Source organism: Bacillus sp. 22475, from assembly GCF_052044835.1.
GTDB lineage: Bacteria > Bacillota > Bacilli > Bacillales > Bacillaceae_G > Bacillus_A > Bacillus_A cereus.
Map to the genome: position 1 here is coordinate 41,785 of NZ_JBQENW010000008.1, position 19,411 is coordinate 61,195.

Sequence of the window (19,411 nt, forward strand, 5' to 3'; positions counted from 1 at the left end):
AATCATCGCCTTCTATTTTCAAAAAAGATATTCCACTCATCGTAGACGAGCATAAGCAAAAAGCTATGAAAGCCGAATGATAGGGGGATACATATGGAGAAAACGAAGTTACCATGGGGTGAATTTTTTTCACTCAATAAAGATATAAATCATACTTACTTTACACCAGAAGATTTTTCAAGTGATGAAGATTTAATCGCAAAAACGACAGAACAATTCGTTAAACAAGAAATTGTTCCACAAATGGAGAATATTGAACAACATAACTATAAAGTTTCTCGTCAATTATTTGAGAAGGCTGGGGAACTTGGATTATTAGGCATTGAGGTACCAGAAGATTATGGCGGGTTCGAGTTAGGAAAGGCTGTCTCAGGTCTTGTAGCAGAGAAAATGGGTTACGCTGGTGCATTTAGCGTTTCATTTAATATACACGCTGGTGTCGGTACATTGCCGTACATATATTACGGAACGAAAGAGCAAAAAGAAAAATATTTACCGAAAATCGCATCGGGAGAATGGATTGGGGCTTATGCTTTAACTGAGCCAAATGCCGGCTCTGATGCATTAAGTGCAAAAACGAGCGCCGTATTGAATGAAGAGGGAACAGCTTGGAAGTTAAATGGTGAGAAGCAATGGATTACAAATGCTCATATGGCAGATGTATACGTTGTTTTTGCGAAGACAAATAAAGGAATGACAGCGTTTATTGTCGAAAGAACATGTGAAGGTGTATCCATTGGATTAGAAGAAAAGAAAATGGGTATTAAAGGTTCTTCAACAGCGACTCTTATTTTAGAAGATGTTGTCATCCCTGTTGAAAATGTTTTAGGGGAAGTTGGGAAAGGGCATCACGTAGCCCTTAATATTCTTAACTTTGCTAGACTTAAACTTGCTTTTGGAAATATTGGAACAGCAAAACAAGCAATTGGTTTGTCGGTTCAATATGGAAAAGAGCGAAAACAGTTCCAAACGGAATTAGTAGACTTTACGATGATTCAAGAGAAAATTGCAAATATGATCATTGCTACATATGGAGCAGAAAGTGCAGCTTATCGTACAGCAGGTGTAATCGATGAAGCAATTCATGAGAGCGATGAAGATCTTATGAAGAAAATGTCCCAATTTGCAATTGAATGTGCACTTAATAAAGTGAACGCTTCTGAAACACTTGCTTATATCGTAGATGAAGCTGTACAAATTCATGGTGGTTACGGTTATATGCAAGAGTATGAGGTAGAACGATTATATCGTGATGCTAGAATTAGTCGTATTTTTGAAGGAACGAATGAAATTAATAGATTAACAGTTGCCAAAATGTTAATGAAGCAAATGGAACAATTAGAAGATACTGAAGTAGAAAGTGATGTAGCAAATGTCGAAAGAAACCATCGTTACATTTTATTAGCGAAAAAATTGTTGAAACAATCTTTGAAAACGCTCTCTAAAACTCCAGGTCTAAAAATCGACCAAGAACAAGAATATTCACGTGTAGTTTCAAATATGTTGACGGACGTGTACGTCATGGAATCAGCGTTTTTACGTACGAGAAAAGCGGTAAGTAAAAATGGTGAGGAAAAAGAACGTACGAAGCAACTCATAACGGATGTTATTTGTGAAGAAGGATACCGTAAAGTAGAAGAAGCAGCGATTTCTGTACTTTCGGCGGCTGTCACAGAAGAACAACATAGACATGTGATTTTAGCTGAAATCCGTCAATTATTAGTACCTTTATACACGAACGTATTTACGAAGAAGAGAGAAATTGCGAAAGCTATTATAAATCGCGGGAAATATATTGTGTAAATAGGAGGAAAGCGATATGAAAAAGATTGGTTTTATCGGTTTAGGTAACATGGGTCTTCCGATGTCAAAAAATCTAGCTAAATCAGGTTACACAGTATATGGCGTGGACTTAAATAAAGAGGCAGAAGCGTCCTTTGAAAAAGAAGGCGGAATTATCGGTCTATCAATCTCAAAACTAGCAGAAACATGTGATGTAGTTTTTACAAGTTTACCTTCACCTCGCGCTGTTGAAGCGGTATATTTTGGAGCAGAAGGATTATTTGAAAATGGTCACTCGAATGTAGTTTTCATTGATACAAGTACGGTATCGCCGCAGTTAAACAAACAATTAGAGGAAGCTGCAAAGGAAAAGAAAGTAAACTTTTTAGCAGCACCTGTGAGCGGCGGTGTAATTGGAGCCGAAAATCGTACATTAACGTTTATGGTTGGTGGATCAAAAGAGGTATATGAGAAAACGGAATCTATCATGGGCGTACTAGGCGCGAACATTTTCCATGTTAGTGAGCAGATTGATAGTGGTACAACTGTTAAGTTAATTAATAACTTATTAATTGGTTTTTATACAGCTGGTGTGAGTGAAGCTTTAACATTAGCGAAAAAGAACAATATGGATTTAGATAAAATGTTTGATATTTTAAATGTAAGTTACGGTCAAAGCAGAATTTATGAACGTAATTTTAAAAGTTTTATAGCACCTGAAAACTACGAGCCAGGATTTACTGTAAACTTATTGAAGAAAGATTTAGGGTTTGCAGTTGACTTAGCTAAGGAAAGCGAACTCCATTTACCGGTAAGCGAAATGTTATTAAATGTATATGACGAAGCGAGTCAAGCTGGATATGGTGAAAACGATATGGCTGCTTTATATAAGAAAGTTAGCGAGCAATTAATTTCTAATCAAAAATAAATTATACAAAGGAGAGAATACAATGATTACAACTGAAATTAAACGAGTGAAAAATCACATTAACGGTGAGTGGGTTGAATCGACAGGTACGGAAGTAGAAGCAGTTCCAAATCCAGCGACTGGAAAAATTATCGCTTACGTTCCACTATCTCCAAAAGAGGATGTTGAAAAAGCTGTTGAAGCGGCAAAAGCAGCATTCGAAACATGGTCTAAAGTACCAGTTCCGAATCGTTCAAGAAATTTATATAAATATTTACAGCTATTACAAGAAAACAAAGATGAGCTTGCAAAAATCATTACGCTAGAAAATGGTAAGACGCTAACGGATGCAACAGGTGAAGTACAGCGTGGTATTGAAGCGGTAGAACTTGCAACATCGGCACCTAATTTAATGATGGGGCAAGCGCTTCCGAATATTGCTAGCGGAATTGATGGATCAATTTGGCGCTACCCAATCGGAGTTGTTGCTGGTATTACACCGTTCAACTTCCCAATGATGATTCCATTATGGATGTTCCCACTTGCAATTGCTTGCGGTAATACATTCGTATTAAAAACATCGGAAAGAACGCCACTTTTAGCGGAGCGACTTGTAGAATTATTCTATGAAGCAGGTTTCCCAAAAGGCGTATTAAATTTAGTACAAGGCGGAAAAGATGTTGTAAATAGCATTTTAGAAAATAAAGATATTCAAGCTGTTTCGTTCGTTGGCTCTGAGCCGGTAGCTCGTTACGTATATGAAACAGGTACGAAACACGGAAAACGTGTACAAGCGTTAGCAGGTGCGAAAAACCATGCGATTGTAATGCCAGATTGCAATCTTGAGAAAACAGTACAAGGTGTAATTGGATCTGCATTTGCAAGTAGTGGAGAGCGCTGTATGGCATGCTCAGTAGTAGCAGTAGTGGATGAAATTGCTGATGAATTCATTGATGTATTAGTAGCAGAAACGAAAAAATTAAAAGTAGGCGATGGCTTTAACGAAGATAACTATGTTGGACCATTAATCCGTGAATCTCATAAAGAGCGCGTTTTAGGCTATATTAATAGCGGTGTAGCAGATGGGGCAACTTTATTAGTAGATGGCCGTAAAATTAATGAAGAAGTTGGAGAAGGTTACTTTGTAGGTGCGACAATCTTTGATGGCGTGAATCAAGAAATGAAAATTTGGCAAGATGAAATTTTTGCTCCAGTATTAAGCATTGTACGTGTTAAAGATTTAAAAGAAGGTATTAAACTAACAAATCAATCTAAATTTGCAAACGGTGCGGTTATTTATACGTCAAATGGTAAACATGCACAAACATTCCGTGATAACATCGATGCTGGTATGATCGGTGTAAATGTAAACGTTCCAGCACCAATGGCATTCTTCGCATTTGCAGGAAATAAAGCTTCATTCTTTGGTGATTTAGGTACAAATGGTACAGATGGCGTTCAATTCTATACACGTAAAAAAGTTGTAACTGAGCGCTGGTTTTAATATAGAGTAAACAGCCAAATCAGCTATTAAATGAAAACCACCACCACTATTAATAGTGGTGGTGGTTTTCATCTTGTTAATTATTTTTTTCAAAAGCTAGTTTAATACCAAATCCAATTAGGACGACTCCTGTTAGCCCTTGAATATAACGTTGCGTCTTTGGTTTTTTCATAAAAGCACTAATTTGATCAATTAAAAATATATAAAATGCAAACCAAATGACTGTTAAAACGAGGTAAGTAAGGCCCATTACAAGAAGTTGAATAAATGTATTATGATTTGGATTTAAAAATTGCGGTAAAAAAGTTAAAAAGAAGACTGCAACTTTAGGATTTAATAAATTTGTAAGAAATCCTTGGCGAAAGCAAGAAGTATGTTCGTTTTCATTATTCAAAGATAGAACATTTGTATCTAAGTTTTCTTTGTTTCTTACTGCTAAAAGGGCTTTAATACCGATATATATTAAATAGAGAGCCCCAACGTACTTGAAAATAGAAAATAAAAGAGCTGACTTTACAATAAGTGCAGAAAGCCCAATTACAGCAGCTAAAGTATGAATTAATAGTGCAATACATGTACCAAACACTGTTTTCACTCCACCGACTTTACCAGCAACCAATGTGTTTTTCGTAGCCATTGCTGTATCTGGACCAGGTAAAATGATAAGGCAAATAGACATAATGATGAAAAGAAGATAATTTTCTATCATAGCCGCCCCTCCTTTTTAATTTTAGAATATTCGATTAAAATCAGTGTAGCACAAAAATGGATTTAATAAAATTAAATTTTATTAAAAAATATTAAATAAAAAAGGCTATATAGTAGCTGTAATTTCACTACTATATAGCCTCGATTTTATCCCGCTATTTGCGAGTAGTAAGATTTCCACCGCACAAGATTTAGCTGAAGCAAAGAAGTTAGGTGGGGGATGAACAAAACACCCACTCATTACAGTTTCATTTTATGCATTAAGTAAATTAAAGAAACGATTCACATCTTCTTCTGAAACGTCACTTAACTGTTTATATTTATAATTCGGATTTTGATCTTTATCAACGACAACGGAGCGTACTCCTTCGAAGAAATCTTCATGTCTCATGAAGTTTTTAGCAAGTATAAGGTCCGTAGTGAAACATTCTTCAACGGATTTATCTTGTCCATCAATAAACTGTTTTAATGTTACTTTTAGTGAAATAGGTGATTTTGATAACAGTGTTTCTTTCGTTTTTAGAGCAAAGGAGCTTTCATCTTTCTCCAATGAATGGATGATTTCTTCAATTGTATCGAAAGCAAAATGTGAATTAATTACTTCTAATGAAGGAGTCAGCTCGCTTTCTAAGTTTGGAGCAGTTGCGAATGTACGAATAACTTCTTTTAAATTAGTATGTACATCATCTTCTTTATGCCAATTTACACTTTCAAGTTCAGTAAGAAACTCTGGTAATGAATCAGATGTCATAAAGTAATCAGCAGCATTAATAAATAATACGTCAGAAGCTTTTAAAATAGATGCTGTTAAAGCAACGAAGCGTCCTGTATATCCAGGTGCTTTATTTAAGAAATATGCAGCTCCGACGTCTGGGAAGAAGCCGATATTCATCTCTGGCATTGCCCATTTCGTACGTTCAGTTACAATGCGATACTTCGCACCATTTGTAAGACCGACACCACCGCCCATTACAATTCCATCTAAACAAGCAATAATCGGTTTTGTATATTGATAAATATATGTATCAATTTCATACTCTTCTTCAAAAAAACGTTCTGCATGTTGCAATGCCACTTCATTGGAACGCGCTTCATAAAGAGTTTTAATGTCGCCACCTGCACAAAAACCTTTTGTGCCAGTTCCTTTTAACACGATAAGTGCAATACGCTCATCGTGTTCCCACTCTTTAAGTTTTTGTCCGATAGGTTGTAACATGTCATAAGATAAAGAATTAAGTGCTTTTGGACGGTTTAAAGTAATTGTTGCAACTCCGTTTTCACTAACAGAAAATAAAACGTGTTCAGTCATAATGCATCCTCCCTTACATATCTTCTTATTCTTAATTCTTGATATGTACTGAAATGTCCTTTATAAATTTTGTCAAAAGTTGACGGTAAATATTAATTTGGTCACCGCATATTTTGACGAGTTATCTTTGCAGGATTTCAGAGACTGAGGGGGAATATTACAACATTACTGTAAGTGTAATTATTTGAAGTTATAATGATAAAAGCGCTATTATATAGGTGTGAATTGTTCATTATCAATTCTAAAAAGAGTGTTTGAAGAAAAAATGAATCGTACAATTGTAATAAGAAATTTTGCACTGAATTAGAAATAGAGAAAGGAGAAATCGGAATGCCAGGACCTTTACTATTGTCGGTTATTATTTTGTCTTCTTTAATGATAGGGATAACGCAGTATTTTCATCATACAGATACGACAGAAGAAGTGAAGGATAAAGTACGTCTCGTATTTCCGATTTTTATAATATCTATTTCATTCTGTATTTTATTAAATAAAGATGGGTACATTGTCGCAGTGTTCTCATTTTTCGTCGCAATCGTTTTAATTACCGTTTTATATTATGTAATGAAAGACTTTATACAAAAATAAAGATGTCACAATAGGCATTTTTATTTTGGAGAAAATATAAAATTTCACATACCGTAATTTATATAAAATACATAAAACATATAACAATAGAAAAGTGTGTACTTTGCTGTGTATGTACTTGTCAATCTTGCATAGCCACTATACTATTAAAATGTAGAGATTATAAAAAGGGGTTGTATCTATCATGAAATTTGAGATGCACACAAAAATTATTTCAAATGAAAAAGAAGTAAGATTACATATTGAAGAAAATATATTTCAATTAATATTGGATGGTTATCACTTATTTACAATTCAAGAAATATTGCCTTTATATAAATCAAATGAAGAAAGAATTGGAAGTGCAACGATATTGAAGCTAGAGTGGGAGAACGGAAAAACTACAATAAACTATCAACTCGTTTCACTAAAATCAGTAAATTAAAAGGAGTAGAAAAATATGAAGTTATTTCATACAGCGGATTGGCATTTAGGTAAGCTTGTTCATGGCGTGTATATGACTGAAGACCAAAAGATTGTATTAGATCAGTTTGTACAGGCTGTTGAAGTAGAAAAACCAGATGCTGTAATTATTGCAGGGGATTTATATGACCGAGCAATTCCACCTACAGAAGCAGTAGACTTATTAAATGATGTGCTGCAAAAAATAGTTATTGATTTACAAACACCAGTTATTGCAGTAGCTGGTAATCATGATAGTCCGGATCGTATCCATTTTGGGAGTAGTTTAATGAAAAAACAGGGATTACATATTGCAGGCCAATTTCAATTCCCGTATGAACCTGTTGTACTAAATGATGAATATGGAGAGGTTCACTTCCATCTAATACCGTATGCAGACCCAAGCATAGTTAGACACGTGTTGAAAAATGAAGACGTACGTTCTCATGATGATGCGATGTGCATTTTTATGAATGAGCTCTCTGAAACAATGGATAAAGAAGCTAGACATGTATTTGTTGGACATGCATTTGTAACTTCTTCAGGAGAAGCGGAGGAGAATACAAGTGATGCAGAACGACCACTTTCAATTGGTGGTGCTGAATATGTAAATAGTCATTATTTTGATAAGTTTCATTACACAGCGCTTGGACATTTACATCAAGCGCATTTCGTACGTAATGAGACCATTCGATATTCAGGTTCACCACTTGCCTATTCAATTTCTGAAGAGAAACATAAAAAAGGTTATTACATTGTAGAACTGAATGAAACTGGTGAAGTAGCAATTGAAAAAAGGTTACTTTCACCACGTCGTAAAATGCGAACAGTAGAAGCGAAAATAGATGAATTATTACAGCACCCAGTAAGTGAAGATTACGTATTTGTAAAATTATTAGATGAAAACCCTGTCTTACAGCCAATGGAGAAAATACGATCTGTATATCCAAATGCAATGCACGTTGAAAGAGCGATGCAAAGGCGAGAACTCACAGATACAAATGAAGTAACGGTTTCAAGACATAAAACGGATGATTTATCTCTTTTAAAGGCTTTCTATAAAGAAATGAAAGGGTTAGATTTATCAGAAGAGAAAGAACGCCTATTTATAGATGTATTACAAACAGTGCAAGAACGGGAAGGTGAACGAGGATGAGACCGATTCAGCTTATTATGACAGCATTCGGGCCATATAAACAGAAAGAAGTAATCGATTTTGAAGATCTTGGAGAACATCGTATTTTCGCTATTTCTGGGAATACGGGAGCTGGAAAAACAACGATTTTTGATGCGATTTGTTATGTGTTATATGGTGAGGCTAGTGGAGAAGAACGTAGTGATACGAGCATGCTTCGAAGTCAATTTGCTGATGATGATGTTTATACAAGTGTTGAATTAACCTTTCAGTTAAAAGGGAAACGCTATGAAATAAAACGACAACTTGGACATAAAAAACAAGGGAATAAGACCATTACAGGACATGCAGTAGAATTATATGAAGTTATTGATGGAGAAAACGTTCCAGCAGTCGATCGTTTTCATGTAACAGATGTAAACAAAAAAGTGGAAGATTTAATTGGGTTAAGTAAACATCAATTTAGCCAAATTGTTATGTTACCCCAAGGGGAATTCCGAAAACTATTAACATCTGAGACGGAAAACAAAGAAGAGATTTTACGTCGTATTTTTAAAACGGATCGTTATAAATTAATGCGTGAGTTACTTGATCAAAAGAGAAAACAATGGAAAGACGTCTTGCAAGAAAAACAAAAAGAGAGAGAGCTCTATTTCCGTAATGTTTTTAAATTACCAATCCGTGATGGAGCATTATTAGAGACATTAGTGGCACAAGAACATGTAAATACGCATCAAGTAGTAGAAGCGTTAGAACAAGAAACAACCGTGTATAAGGCAGAGGTTGAGCAATTACAAGTAGAACAAGATGTTCAAGCGAAGCAATTAAAGGACGCAGAAACACGTTTTCATGCAGCAAAATCTGTAAATGAGAAATTTATAGATTTACAACAAAAGAATGAGAAATATAACACTTTACAAGAGAACCGTGCAGCAATTGAAAGGAAAGAAAAATCCTTTAAACGTGCGGAACAAGCAAAGCGCTTATTACCATTTGAACAATGGTATGAAGAAGCGATGGAAAATGAGCAGAAAGCTGAAAGTTTGTTAAAACAGATAAGCGTCAAACAAGAACAGATAATGAATAGCTTTGAACTTGCTCAGGAGAAGTATGAAGTAGTAAAGAATAAAGAAGCTGAGCGAGAAGAGGCTAAAAAACTTGTTCAAAGATTAGAAGAGTTACAAGTGATTATTGAATCATTAGCTGAGAGAAAGCTGAATTTACAAAATGCCGAAATCCAAATAGGGAAATTAAAAGAAAGTATGCAAAAGTTAGATCAACAACTAGAAGAGCATACAAACCAAAAACAGAAAATGTCTGATGAATTGCAGCAATTAGAACAAGCACTTGAGCAATATGTAGCTAAAGTAGAAGAACTAACGAATATGCGAGAAGATGCAAAAGTTTTAAAGCAAGCATATGATGTTTGGCAAGAAAAACAAAAATTCGAGCAAGAAAAAGAAGCGGCAAATAATAAAATGCAAGTGGCAGTTCGTGCATATGAAAACATGGAGCGCCGATGGTTAAGTGAACAAGCTGGTATATTAGCTCTTCATTTACATGACGGTGAATCTTGTCCGGTATGTGGTAGTATGAATCATCCGCAAAAAGCTACAGAGCAAAGTAATGCGATCGATGAAAAAGAGTTAAACGATTTAAGAGATAAGAAGAACATTGCTGAAAAATTACATGTGCAAGTAGAGGAGAAATGGAATTTTTATCGACTACAATATGAACAAGTGATAGAAGAAGTTGTGAAGCGTGGCTATAACTCCGAAAAATTAGTTGAAACATATAGTGCACTTGTTCAAAAAGGAAAACAATTAGCTGCAGACGTTAATACGTTAAAAGCAAGTGAAGAAACACGTAAGCAGATTGCTGCGAACATGAAAAGCGTAGAAGAAAAAATAGAAGAACTTCAGAAACAAAAACGGGAAGTAGAAACAATGCAGCACCGTACAGAAATGGAGTGCATGCAACTTCGTACGTCATATGAACATGATAAACGAAATATTCCAGAAAACTTGCAAACAGTACAAGCTTGGAAAGCACAGTTTGACCAAGCTATGCACGAACTTAGGTTAATGGAGGACGAATGGAAGAAAGTGCAGGAAGCGTATCAACATTGGCAAAATGAAAATATACGTATTCAAGCAGAACAGAAAGGTGCTTCTAATCAATTTGAAAGTGCAAAATTGAAGAAAGAAGAGACTTTCGCACGCTTTATGAAAGAGCTAGAACAAAGCGGATTTACAGATCAATTCACGTATAAAGAAGCCAAATTAAGCGATGCCGAGATGGAGATGTTACAGAAAGAAATTCAAGGTTATTATTCATCTCTTGAAGTGCTTGCAAAACAAATTGAAGAGCTAAACTCAGAATTAAAAGATAAAGAGTATATGGATATTACATCTTTAGGTGAACACATAAAAGAACTAGAAATTAATCTCGATATAATTAAAGAAAAACGTCAACGTGCGCAAAATGCGGTAACATATATTTTTGATTTACATGAAAACATTAGACGTATTGACGAACAAATTCACGAGGAAGAAAAAGCCTTCCAAGAACTTGTTGATTTATATGAAGTAATGAAAGGTGATAACGAAAGTCGTATATCATTTGAACGTTACATTTTAATTGAGTATTTAGAACAAATCGTTCAAATCGCAAACGAACGACTACGTAAATTATCAAATGGACAATTTTATTTAAAACGAAGTGAACGAGTTGAAAAAAGAAACCGTCAAAGTGGATTAGGCTTAGATGTGTACGATGCATACACTGGCCAAACGCGCGATGTAAAAACATTATCCGGCGGAGAGAAATTTAACGCATCACTTTGCTTAGCGCTAGGAATGGCAGATGTCATTCAAGCATATGAAGGTGGTATTTCCATCGAAACGATGTTCATCGATGAAGGGTTCGGTTCATTAGATGAAGAATCATTAACGAAAGCAGTAGACGCCTTAATTGACTTACAAAAATCAGGACGATTTATCGGTGTCATTTCACACGTACAAGAGTTGAAAAACGCAATGCCGGCTGTATTAGAAGTAACGAAGCAGAAGGATGGTTGTAGTCAGACTAGGTTTGTGGTGAAGTAAGCTTAGAAAATGGAGTAGGGAATCTATCGATACTTTTAGTGTTGTATGTGTGAATCATAAAACGTCGTCTCTTAATTGGAGACGACGTTTTATTTTATAAAATATCTATGAATTATCGGAAGGCGGCGTATTCTCCAAACGATTATAAGCTTTAAAAGCTGAAATTGCCGATATAACCCCGCCTACTAAAAATAAAGTCGATCCTCCAACTAAGATGATACGACTGACATATGTTTCCCGTGCTTCTTCGACTTCTTCTTGTAACGCTGTAGGCATATGAATCCCCCTTTATAAAAGTTGTTTTATAAATAGTATATACAAACGCCTAAAATGTGTTAAAATAACTGATGATTTTATGAAGTGGGTAATTAGATGAGTAGGATGCGAGTGGCTAAGTAAATCTTCATCATAAATTTATGTGAACTTCACATAGAGCACATATTAACATTGTATTATGTATATGTACCAAATAAATAAAGTGAATGTAAGTTCTGTTTTCAAAAATTTAAAATCCTTTTATTTCTATATGAAAGTTTTAATCGAGGGTTTTAAAAAATTTGGAAATAGATCTTATGAATATGGAATTCATATAAAAGGGGAATGTCTTATGACAACATATACAAGTGAAATGAGAAAAACTTTAGTTTCAGAAGAAGATGTAGATATTTTAAAAATTATGGCGCATCCAATCCGACTGCAAATTGTAAATGAATTAAGTACGAGAAAAACTTGTAATGTAACACAATTAACAGAGTTACTGAATATTCCGCAATCTACTGTTTCACAACATTTATCAAAAATGAAGGGTAAAGTGTTACGAGCAGAGAGAAGAGGTTTAGAAATTTATTATCATATTAACAATTTAAAAGCGAGTAAGATTGTTAATGTATTAGGATATATAAACTAGTGAAATATTTTTATATAAAATAGCCCCTGCTGTTGAGCAGGGGCTATTTTGTGTTGTTTTATGTATTTGCATTTAAAACTTTATAGTTTTTATGATTTACAATTGTTCGATCAAATTCAAAAGTACCACCGCTTACATTTGTAATTTCAACTAAGACCGATTCAGTATAAAGTTTTAATACAGATCCTGTAATCTTTAAATTGTTTCGTTGAAAAAGTATAGTATCCCCTACGTTTGCTTTCATAGTACCTCCTCATTAAAGACAGAAATATTTTTTTATTATATATATTAAACCACGGATAGATATATTAGTGAATATTTAGTTTTATTTATTGGGAAAAAATTTGTGATTTTATAAAAAATAAGGTGAATCGAAGTATAAAAATTTTTTCTATTGTATTTAATCAGTAGTTTTTTGTATTTCATCCTTCGTTTTTTGTAACTGATTCCATGTTTTTGACGCTCTATCTTGTAAGTGCTTACATAAACAGAAACATCTTATACAATGAAGGTGTCAAATCAAAAGAGGTGACCAAAATGAACATAAAAAAAGTAAATTTAGCGAATAGCATTGAAATAGAAAGAGGAGGCGGAAAGGTATGAAAAAATCAACTGTTAATCCATGGTTTGTTGTCCTTGGCACAGTTATAGTACAAATGGGGCTTGGAACGATATATACATGGAGTTTATTCAATCAGCCTTTAGTTAGTAAATACGGTTGGAGTCTTAACGCTGTTGCGATAACTTTCTCAATTACTAGTCTTTCTTTAGCATTTTCAACTTTATTTGCAAGTAAATTGCAAGAAAAATGGGGACTTCGTAAACTTATTATGATAGCTGGATTAGCATTAGGACTAGGGTTAATACTTAGTTCACAAGCGTCCTCATTAATATTGCTTTATGTACTAGCAGGAGTTGTTGTAGGTTATGCAGATGGTACAGCATATATCACTTCACTATCAAATTTAATAAAGTGGTTTCCAGAGCGTAAAGGTTTAATTGCTGGTATTTCTGTCTCTGCATATGGTTCAGGTAGCTTAATCTTTAAATACGTTAACGCACAGTTGATTGAATCAGTTGGTGTATCGCAAGCATTTATATACTGGGGTTTAATTGTTACAGCTATGATTGTAATTGGTGCTTGTTTAATCCATCAAGCTGCAGATCAAGGAGCAGTTCATGAAACAAAAACTAAGGAATACACAACGAAAGAAATGTTAGGTACAAAACAAGTATACTTATTATTTATCATGTTATTTACATCATGTATGAGTGGCTTATACTTAATTGGTATGGTAAAAGACATTGGTGTTCAACTTGTAGGACTTAGCGCAGCAACAGCAGCTAATGCGGTGGCTATGGTTGCAATCTTCAATACATTAGGTCGTATCATTTTAGGACCGTTATCGGATAAAATTGGGCGTTTAAAAATCGTTACTGGTACTTTTGTTGTTATGGCGAGTTCAGTCTTAGTTCTAAGTTTTGTAGATTTAAATTATGGTATTTACTTCGTATGTGTAGCAAGTGTAGCGTTTTGCTTTGGTGGAAATATCACTATTTTCCCAGCTATTGTTGGTGATTTCTTCGGTATGAAAAACCATAGTAAGAACTACGGAATTGTGTATCAAGGATTTGGATTTGGGGCGCTTGCAGGTTCCTTTATCGGTGCACTTCTAGGTGGATTCAAACCAACGTTCATGGTGATCGGTGTATTATGTGTCGTGTCATTGATTATCGCAATTTTAATTCAAGCACCTAAACAGAAAAAAGAACAAGAAGAAGAGTATCGCAGCGTAGCATAAGTATACAAATCTTCTATAACACTATGATTACGAAAAAGCATCCTATTCTATTAATTAGGATGCTTTTTTTATGAGTTATTTTAACAAGGTTAAATTACTTTTGGGATTTTTATAGATGTAAAAGTGAGTGGGATACCCATTTGGATTATATTGGAATATAATAAATTGATACATCGTATTCGAAATATATATTAAATCTTAAATGATAAAGAAGACATTCATTAGTATTTGTAAGATATATTTTCAGAAAAATATTGAGAAAATATATACTTGAGTTTTTCATAAAGCATTGTAAATGAACGTATCTCTAGTTTATCTTCTTCAATTTTAAAAAGAGGAGTTTGAATTTTATTTATAATATAAGTACATTTAATGCGTTTAGGTATGATTTTATTAAGAAGCATTAAAATACTTTATCTGAAAAATAAAAAAAGATTGACAAGTTTATTGAGAAACATTATCATTTCGGTGTAAGATAGTAAATGAAAAACATTATCAATAAAATGGATTTTAAAGTAATGCGCACTTGACCAATTAGTTTAGTAAGTGTATTATTTTTTACAACACAACTGATAATGAAAATCAATATCATTGATGTTACTTAATGATATTAATGTTTATGTGAAAGGATAGAGAAAATGAACTTAGGGGAATTTGATGGGCAAACAGTTTTAGTAACAGGTGTAGCACAAGGCATAGGCAGTGTTGTTGCCAAAATGTTTTTAGAAAGAGGAGCCACAGTTATTGCGGTTGATCAAAATGAAGAGGGGTTAAATGTACTCTTAAATCAAAATGAATTAAATAAAACACGTATGAAAACGTTTCGTTTAGATGTGAGTAATAGCGCTGCTGTTGAAGACATGGTAAATCATATTGCAAATGAAATAGCGCCAATAGATATTTTAATAAATGTTGCAGGGGTTTTACGTATGGGACCAATTCATTCGTTAAGTGATGAAGATTGGAATAAAACATTCTCTGTAAATACTACAGGGGTTTTCAATATGTCCCGAGCGGTAAGTAAAAATATGATGTTAAGAAAATCAGGGGCAATTGTTACAGTCGGTTCAAATGCGGCAAATACGCCGAGAATGGAGATGGCTGCGTATGCTGCGTCAAAGGCTGCAACGACGATGTTTATGAAATGTTTAGGACTAGAGCTTGCGGCATACAATATACGCTGCAACTTAGTTTCTCCAGGTTCTACTGACACTGAGATGCAAAGATTACTATGGGCTGATGAGAATGGAGCTAAAAATATAATTGCTGGTTCTCAAAATACATATAGACTCGGAATTCCATTACAAAAAATTGCACAACCTTCAGAAGTTGCTGAAGCAGTGTTATTTTTAGCCTCAAATAGAGCAAGTCATATTACAATGCACAATTTATGTGTCGATGGCGGTGCTACGTTAGGAGTTTAATAAAAATTCAGGAGGTTATTATATTATGAATGAACATATAGCTGTAAAGGAATTGTCAGAAAAACTTTTAGAAGATTATAAGACTGAATCTTCATTCTTTTTCGCTTCACCAACTCGAACTATATTAGCAGAAGGAGAGTTTACTACAGTAAAGCATCGTGAAATTGAAAATTTCCCAGAGCTTGTGCAAGCGACATTAAGTAATGCGAAACAAGCTGGAAATCCAAATCCTATCGTTGTGGGTGCTTTGCCATTTGATCGTAGAAAAGAAGTCCAACTTATCGTACCAGAATATAGTAGGATTTCTGAGCGTTTACAATTGGATACAACAAATCAGCTTGAAATAAATGAGAACGTAACATTTGAAATGACGCCAGTACCAGACCCTGAAGTTTATATGAATGGTGTGAAGCAAGGAATTAAAAAAATACAGGACGGTGATTTAAAGAAAATCGTTCTATCTAGATCGTTAGATGTTAAATCTTCCGAAAAGATTGATAAGCAAAAACTTCTGCGAGAATTAGCAGAGCATAATAAGCATGGTTATACATTTGCTGTAAATTTACCGAAAGATGAAAAAGAGAACAGTAAGACGCTAATTGGAGCAAGCCCTGAATTACTTGTTTCACGTAATGGTATGCAAGTTATTTCTAACCCGTTAGCTGGTTCAAGGCCACGTAGTGAGGACCCAGTAGAAGATAAAAGAAGAGCAGAGGAATTACTTTCTTCGCCAAAAGATTTACATGAACATGCGGTAGTAGTTGAAGCGGTTGCCGCTGCACTTCGTCCGTATTGTCATACATTACATGTTCCAGAAAAGCCATCAGTTATTCATAGTGAAGCGATGTGGCATTTGTCTACAGAAGTGAAAGGTGAACTGAAGGATCCAAATACTTCTTCTTTACAATTAGCAATTGCCCTTCATCCTACGCCAGCAGTTTGCGGAACTCCGATGGAAAAAGCAAGAGAGGCTATACAGCATATTGAGCCATTTGACCGCGAGTTCTTTACAGGAATGCTAGGATGGAGCGATTTAAATGGAGATGGAGAATGGATTGTTACAATTCGTTGTGCTGAAGTACAAGAAAATACACTGCGTTTATATGCAGGAGCTGGAGTTGTTGCTGAGTCAAAACCAGAAGATGAGTTAACAGAAACATCAGCTAAGTTCCAAACAATGCTAAAAGCTTTAGGGTTAAGAGATAGTTCACTTAATGAAAAATAGGGGGAAGAAAGAATGCTAGTAGGTTATACAGAATGGCCAAAAGAATTTGCCGATCATTATCGAGAAGAAGGATGTTGGCTTGGTGAAACATTTGGAGGAGTGTTAAGAGAGCGGGCTGAGAAATATGGAGATCGAATCGCAGTTGTAAGTGGTAAGAAGCATATAACATATAGTGAACTTGATAAAAATGCAGATCGTTTAGCAGCAGGTTTACTGAATTTAGGAATAAAGAAAGAGGACAGAGTTGTAATCCAGTTACCTAACATTATCGAGTTTTTCGAAATATGTTTTGCACTATTTCGAATTGGAGCGCTTCCTGTCTTTGCACTACCTTCACATCGAAGCAGTGAAATTAGTTATTTTTGTGAGTTTGGCGAGGCGAGCGCTTACGTTATTTCAGATAAGGCTCTCGGTTTTGATTATCGAAAACTAGCAAGAGAAGTGAAAGAGAAAGTGCCAACTTTACAACGTGTAATTGTAGTGGGGGAAGAAGAAGAGTTTGTGAACATAAATGATCTGTATATGGATCCCGTCTCATTACCAGAAGTTCAGCCAAGTGATGTTGCATTTCTCCAATTATCAGGAGGGACAACAGGTCTTTCTAAATTAATTCCTAGAACACATGATGACTATATTTATAGTTTACGTGTAAGCGCTGAAATTTGTAATTTGAATGCAGAAAGCGTCTATATGGCAGTTCTTCCAGTAGCACACAATTACCCAATGAGTTCTCCAGGGACATTTGGAACTTTCTATGCGGGTGGAAAAGTGGTATTGGCAACTGGTGGTAGTCCAGATGAGGCATTTGCTCTTATTGAAAAAGAAAAAGTTACAATTACAGCGCTCGTTCCGCCATTAGCAATGATTTGGCTTGATGCTGCATCTTCTCGTAATACCGATTTATCGAGCCTAGAGGTTATTCAAGTAGGTGGTGCTAAGTTTAGCGCTGAGGTTGCAAGACGTATACGCCCTACATTTGGATGTACGTTACAGCAAGTATTCGGTATGGCGGAAGGATTAGTGAACTATACAAGATTAGACGATCCGGAAGAAATTATTATTCATACACAAGGTAGACCAATGTCTGCACTCGATGAAGTACGAGTTGTTGATGAAAATGACAACGATGTACAACCTGGCGAAGTAGGTAGTTTATTAACAAGAGGTCCATATACAATTCGTGGTTACTATAAAGCTGAAGAGCATAATGCACGATCATTTACAAAGGATGGATTTTATCGCACAGGTGATCTTGTAAAAGTAAATGAACAAGGATACATCATTGTAGAAGGAAGAGATAAAGATCAAATTAACCGTGGTGGTGAGAAAGTTGCTGCGGAAGAAGTTGAAAATCATTTATTAGCACACGATGCGGTCCATGACGTAGCAATTGTATCTATGCCTGACGATTATTTAGGTGAACGCACCTGTGCTTTTGTTATAGCTCGCGAACAAGTTCCGGCAGTAAGTGAATTAAAAATGTTTTTAAGAGAACGTGGTATAGCGGCTTATAAAATTCCAGATCGAATTGAATTTATTGAATCATTCCCGCAAACAGGAGTCGGAAAAGTCAGCAAAAAAGAACTACGTAAAGTCATTGCTGAAAAACTTATTACAGTAAAACAATAATAAAAACCGGAAGGAAGTGATTAGATGGCTATCCCATCTATTTCAGTATATAAAATGCCAATTGAATCAGAACTACCAAAAAATAAAGTGAATTGGACACCAGACCCGAAACGTGCAGTACTTTTAATTCATGACATGCAAGAATATTTTCTTGATGCATATAGCGATAAAGAATCACCAAAAGTAGAACTTATTTCAAATATTAAAATGATAAGAGAAAAATGTAAACAACTTGGTATACCAGTTGTTTATACAGCGCAACCTGGTGGACAAACGTTAGAACAAAGAGGTTTATTACAAGACTTTTGGGGTGACGGTATTCCTGCTGGACCAGATAAAAAGAAAATTGTTGATGAACTTACTCCTGATGAGGATGATATATTCCTAACAAAATGGAGATATAGTGCATTTAAAAAGACAAATCTATTAGAAATTTTAAATGAACAAGGAAGAGATCAACTCATTATTTGCGGTATTTATGCGCATATTGGATGCCTTTTAACAGCTTGTGAAGCATTTATGGATGGTATAGAGCCGTTCTTTGTAGCAGATGCAGTTGCTGATTTTTCACTAGAGCATCATAAACAAGCATTGGAGTATGCATCTAATAGATGCGCAGTAACGACATCAACAAACCTACTGTTAAAAGATTTACAAAGTGTAAAAGGTGATGAGAGTGAAGGAATCACTATACAGCAAGTACATGAACTAGTTGCACAACTACTTCGTGAGTCAGTAGAGAGTATTGATATTGATGAGGACTTATTAAATAGAGGGCTTGATTCGGTCAGAATTATGAGTTTAGTAGAGAAGTGGCGTCATGAAGGGAAAGAAATCACGTTTGCAGATTTAGCAGAACGTCCAACTGTTGCAGGTTGGTACAGCTTACTATCTTCACAAACAGCACAGGTGCTGTAACAAATAGACTACATAATAAAGGGGT

At 35.0% G+C, this 19,411-nt stretch carries 17 protein-coding genes; 13 read left to right on the forward strand and 4 right to left on the reverse strand.

Annotated features, from left to right (window positions below; all coding sequences use genetic code 11):
* The first annotated feature begins 93 nt into the window (after nucleotides 1–93).
* The 3 genes from ACTJJY_RS14945 to ACTJJY_RS14955 are packed head-to-tail and all read left to right on the forward strand — an operon-like array spanning nucleotide 94 to nucleotide 4,193.
* A complete protein-coding gene (locus tag ACTJJY_RS14945; RefSeq protein ID WP_440605839.1) occupies nucleotides 94–1,803 on the forward strand; it encodes an acyl-CoA dehydrogenase family protein in 1,710 nt (569 codons plus the stop codon).
* A 16-nt stretch (nucleotides 1,804–1,819) separates the two neighbouring features.
* A complete protein-coding gene (locus ACTJJY_RS14950; protein ID WP_000719400.1) occupies nucleotides 1,820–2,710 on the forward strand; it encodes an NAD(P)-dependent oxidoreductase in 891 nt (296 codons plus the stop codon).
* A gap of 22 nt (nucleotides 2,711–2,732) precedes the next feature.
* Nucleotides 2,733–4,193 carry a CoA-acylating methylmalonate-semialdehyde dehydrogenase gene (locus tag ACTJJY_RS14955; protein ID WP_440605840.1) on the forward strand — a complete coding sequence of 487 codons (1,461 nt, stop codon included), beginning with the start codon at nucleotides 2,733–2,735 and terminating at the stop codon, nucleotides 4,191–4,193.
* 76 nt (nucleotides 4,194–4,269) lie between these two features.
* Here the strand turns inward: ACTJJY_RS14955 and ACTJJY_RS14960 are convergent, their stop codons facing one another.
* Together ACTJJY_RS14960 and ACTJJY_RS14965 are read right to left on the reverse strand one after the other, a co-directional pair.
* The gene (locus ACTJJY_RS14960; protein WP_440605841.1) at nucleotides 4,270–4,902 is read right to left on the reverse strand and encodes a LysE family translocator; all 633 of its coding nucleotides are present in this window, start codon (nucleotides 4,900–4,902) and stop codon (nucleotides 4,270–4,272) included.
* Nucleotides 4,903–5,154: 252 nt separating this feature from the next.
* Nucleotides 5,155–6,210 (reverse strand): enoyl-CoA hydratase/isomerase family protein, encoded by a 1,056-nt coding sequence (locus tag ACTJJY_RS14965; RefSeq protein ID WP_440605842.1) that lies wholly within the window; start codon nucleotides 6,208–6,210, stop codon nucleotides 5,155–5,157.
* Between the two features lie 330 nt (nucleotides 6,211–6,540).
* Here ACTJJY_RS14965 and ACTJJY_RS14970 point away from each other — a divergent pair, with 330 nt between their 5' ends.
* The 4 genes from ACTJJY_RS14970 to ACTJJY_RS14985 all read left to right on the forward strand — a co-directional run bounded on the left by ACTJJY_RS14970 (nucleotide 6,541) and on the right by ACTJJY_RS14985 (nucleotide 11,481).
* Nucleotides 6,541–6,798 (forward strand): hypothetical protein, encoded by a 258-nt coding sequence (locus ACTJJY_RS14970; RefSeq protein WP_001119409.1) that lies wholly within the window; start codon nucleotides 6,541–6,543, stop codon nucleotides 6,796–6,798.
* A gap of 184 nt (nucleotides 6,799–6,982) precedes the next feature.
* Entirely contained in the window at nucleotides 6,983–7,222 is a 240-nt protein-coding gene (locus tag ACTJJY_RS14975; protein WP_000667344.1) for a DUF2584 family protein, read from the forward strand.
* Between the two features lie 15 nt (nucleotides 7,223–7,237).
* Nucleotides 7,238–8,395: an exonuclease SbcCD subunit D gene (locus ACTJJY_RS14980; RefSeq protein WP_440605843.1), complete on the forward strand. Its 1,158-nt coding sequence runs from the start codon at nucleotides 7,238–7,240 to the stop codon at nucleotides 8,393–8,395.
* Nucleotides 8,392–11,481: an AAA family ATPase gene (locus tag ACTJJY_RS14985; RefSeq protein ID WP_440605844.1), complete on the forward strand. Its 3,090-nt coding sequence runs from the start codon at nucleotides 8,392–8,394 to the stop codon at nucleotides 11,479–11,481. The genes ACTJJY_RS14980 and ACTJJY_RS14985 overlap by 4 nt, the downstream gene beginning before the upstream one ends.
* 105 nt (nucleotides 11,482–11,586) lie before the next feature.
* Here ACTJJY_RS14985 and ACTJJY_RS14990 read toward each other — a convergent pair whose 3' ends face one another.
* Complete coding sequence (locus tag ACTJJY_RS14990; RefSeq protein WP_440605845.1) at nucleotides 11,587–11,757, reverse strand: hypothetical protein; 171 nt, start codon at nucleotides 11,755–11,757, stop codon at nucleotides 11,587–11,589.
* 331 nt (nucleotides 11,758–12,088) lie between these two features.
* Here ACTJJY_RS14990 and ACTJJY_RS14995 point away from each other — a divergent pair, with 331 nt between their 5' ends.
* A complete protein-coding gene (locus ACTJJY_RS14995) occupies nucleotides 12,089–12,388 on the forward strand; it encodes an ArsR/SmtB family transcription factor (protein WP_000214801.1) in 300 nt (99 codons plus the stop codon).
* A gap of 58 nt (nucleotides 12,389–12,446) precedes the next feature.
* Here the strand turns inward: ACTJJY_RS14995 and ACTJJY_RS15000 are convergent, their stop codons facing one another.
* On the reverse strand, nucleotides 12,447–12,632 hold the full coding sequence (locus tag ACTJJY_RS15000) for a YkvS family protein (protein ID WP_000646792.1): 186 nt from the start codon (nucleotides 12,630–12,632) through the stop codon (nucleotides 12,447–12,449).
* A gap of 355 nt (nucleotides 12,633–12,987) precedes the next feature.
* Here ACTJJY_RS15000 and ACTJJY_RS15005 point away from each other — a divergent pair, with 355 nt between their 5' ends.
* The 5 genes from ACTJJY_RS15005 to ACTJJY_RS15025 all read left to right on the forward strand — a co-directional run bounded on the left by ACTJJY_RS15005 (nucleotide 12,988) and on the right by ACTJJY_RS15025 (nucleotide 19,386).
* Nucleotides 12,988–14,190 (forward strand): L-lactate MFS transporter, encoded by a 1,203-nt coding sequence (locus tag ACTJJY_RS15005; protein WP_440605846.1) that lies wholly within the window; start codon nucleotides 12,988–12,990, stop codon nucleotides 14,188–14,190.
* 638 nt (nucleotides 14,191–14,828) lie between these two features.
* A complete protein-coding gene (dhbA, locus tag ACTJJY_RS15010) occupies nucleotides 14,829–15,614 on the forward strand; it encodes a 2,3-dihydro-2,3-dihydroxybenzoate dehydrogenase (protein ID WP_440605847.1) in 786 nt (261 codons plus the stop codon).
* Between the two features lie 25 nt (nucleotides 15,615–15,639).
* Nucleotides 15,640–16,839 carry an isochorismate synthase DhbC gene (gene dhbC / locus ACTJJY_RS15015; protein WP_440605848.1) on the forward strand — a complete coding sequence of 400 codons (1,200 nt, stop codon included), beginning with the start codon at nucleotides 15,640–15,642 and terminating at the stop codon, nucleotides 16,837–16,839.
* Nucleotides 16,840–16,851: 12 nt separating this feature from the next.
* Nucleotides 16,852–18,468 carry a (2,3-dihydroxybenzoyl)adenylate synthase gene (locus ACTJJY_RS15020; protein WP_053564561.1) on the forward strand — a complete coding sequence of 539 codons (1,617 nt, stop codon included), beginning with the start codon at nucleotides 16,852–16,854 and terminating at the stop codon, nucleotides 18,466–18,468.
* A gap of 24 nt (nucleotides 18,469–18,492) precedes the next feature.
* Nucleotides 18,493–19,386, forward strand: a complete 894-nt coding sequence (locus ACTJJY_RS15025; protein WP_440605849.1) for an isochorismatase family protein — start codon at nucleotides 18,493–18,495, stop codon at nucleotides 19,384–19,386.
* Nucleotides 19,387–19,411 lie beyond the last annotated feature (25 nt).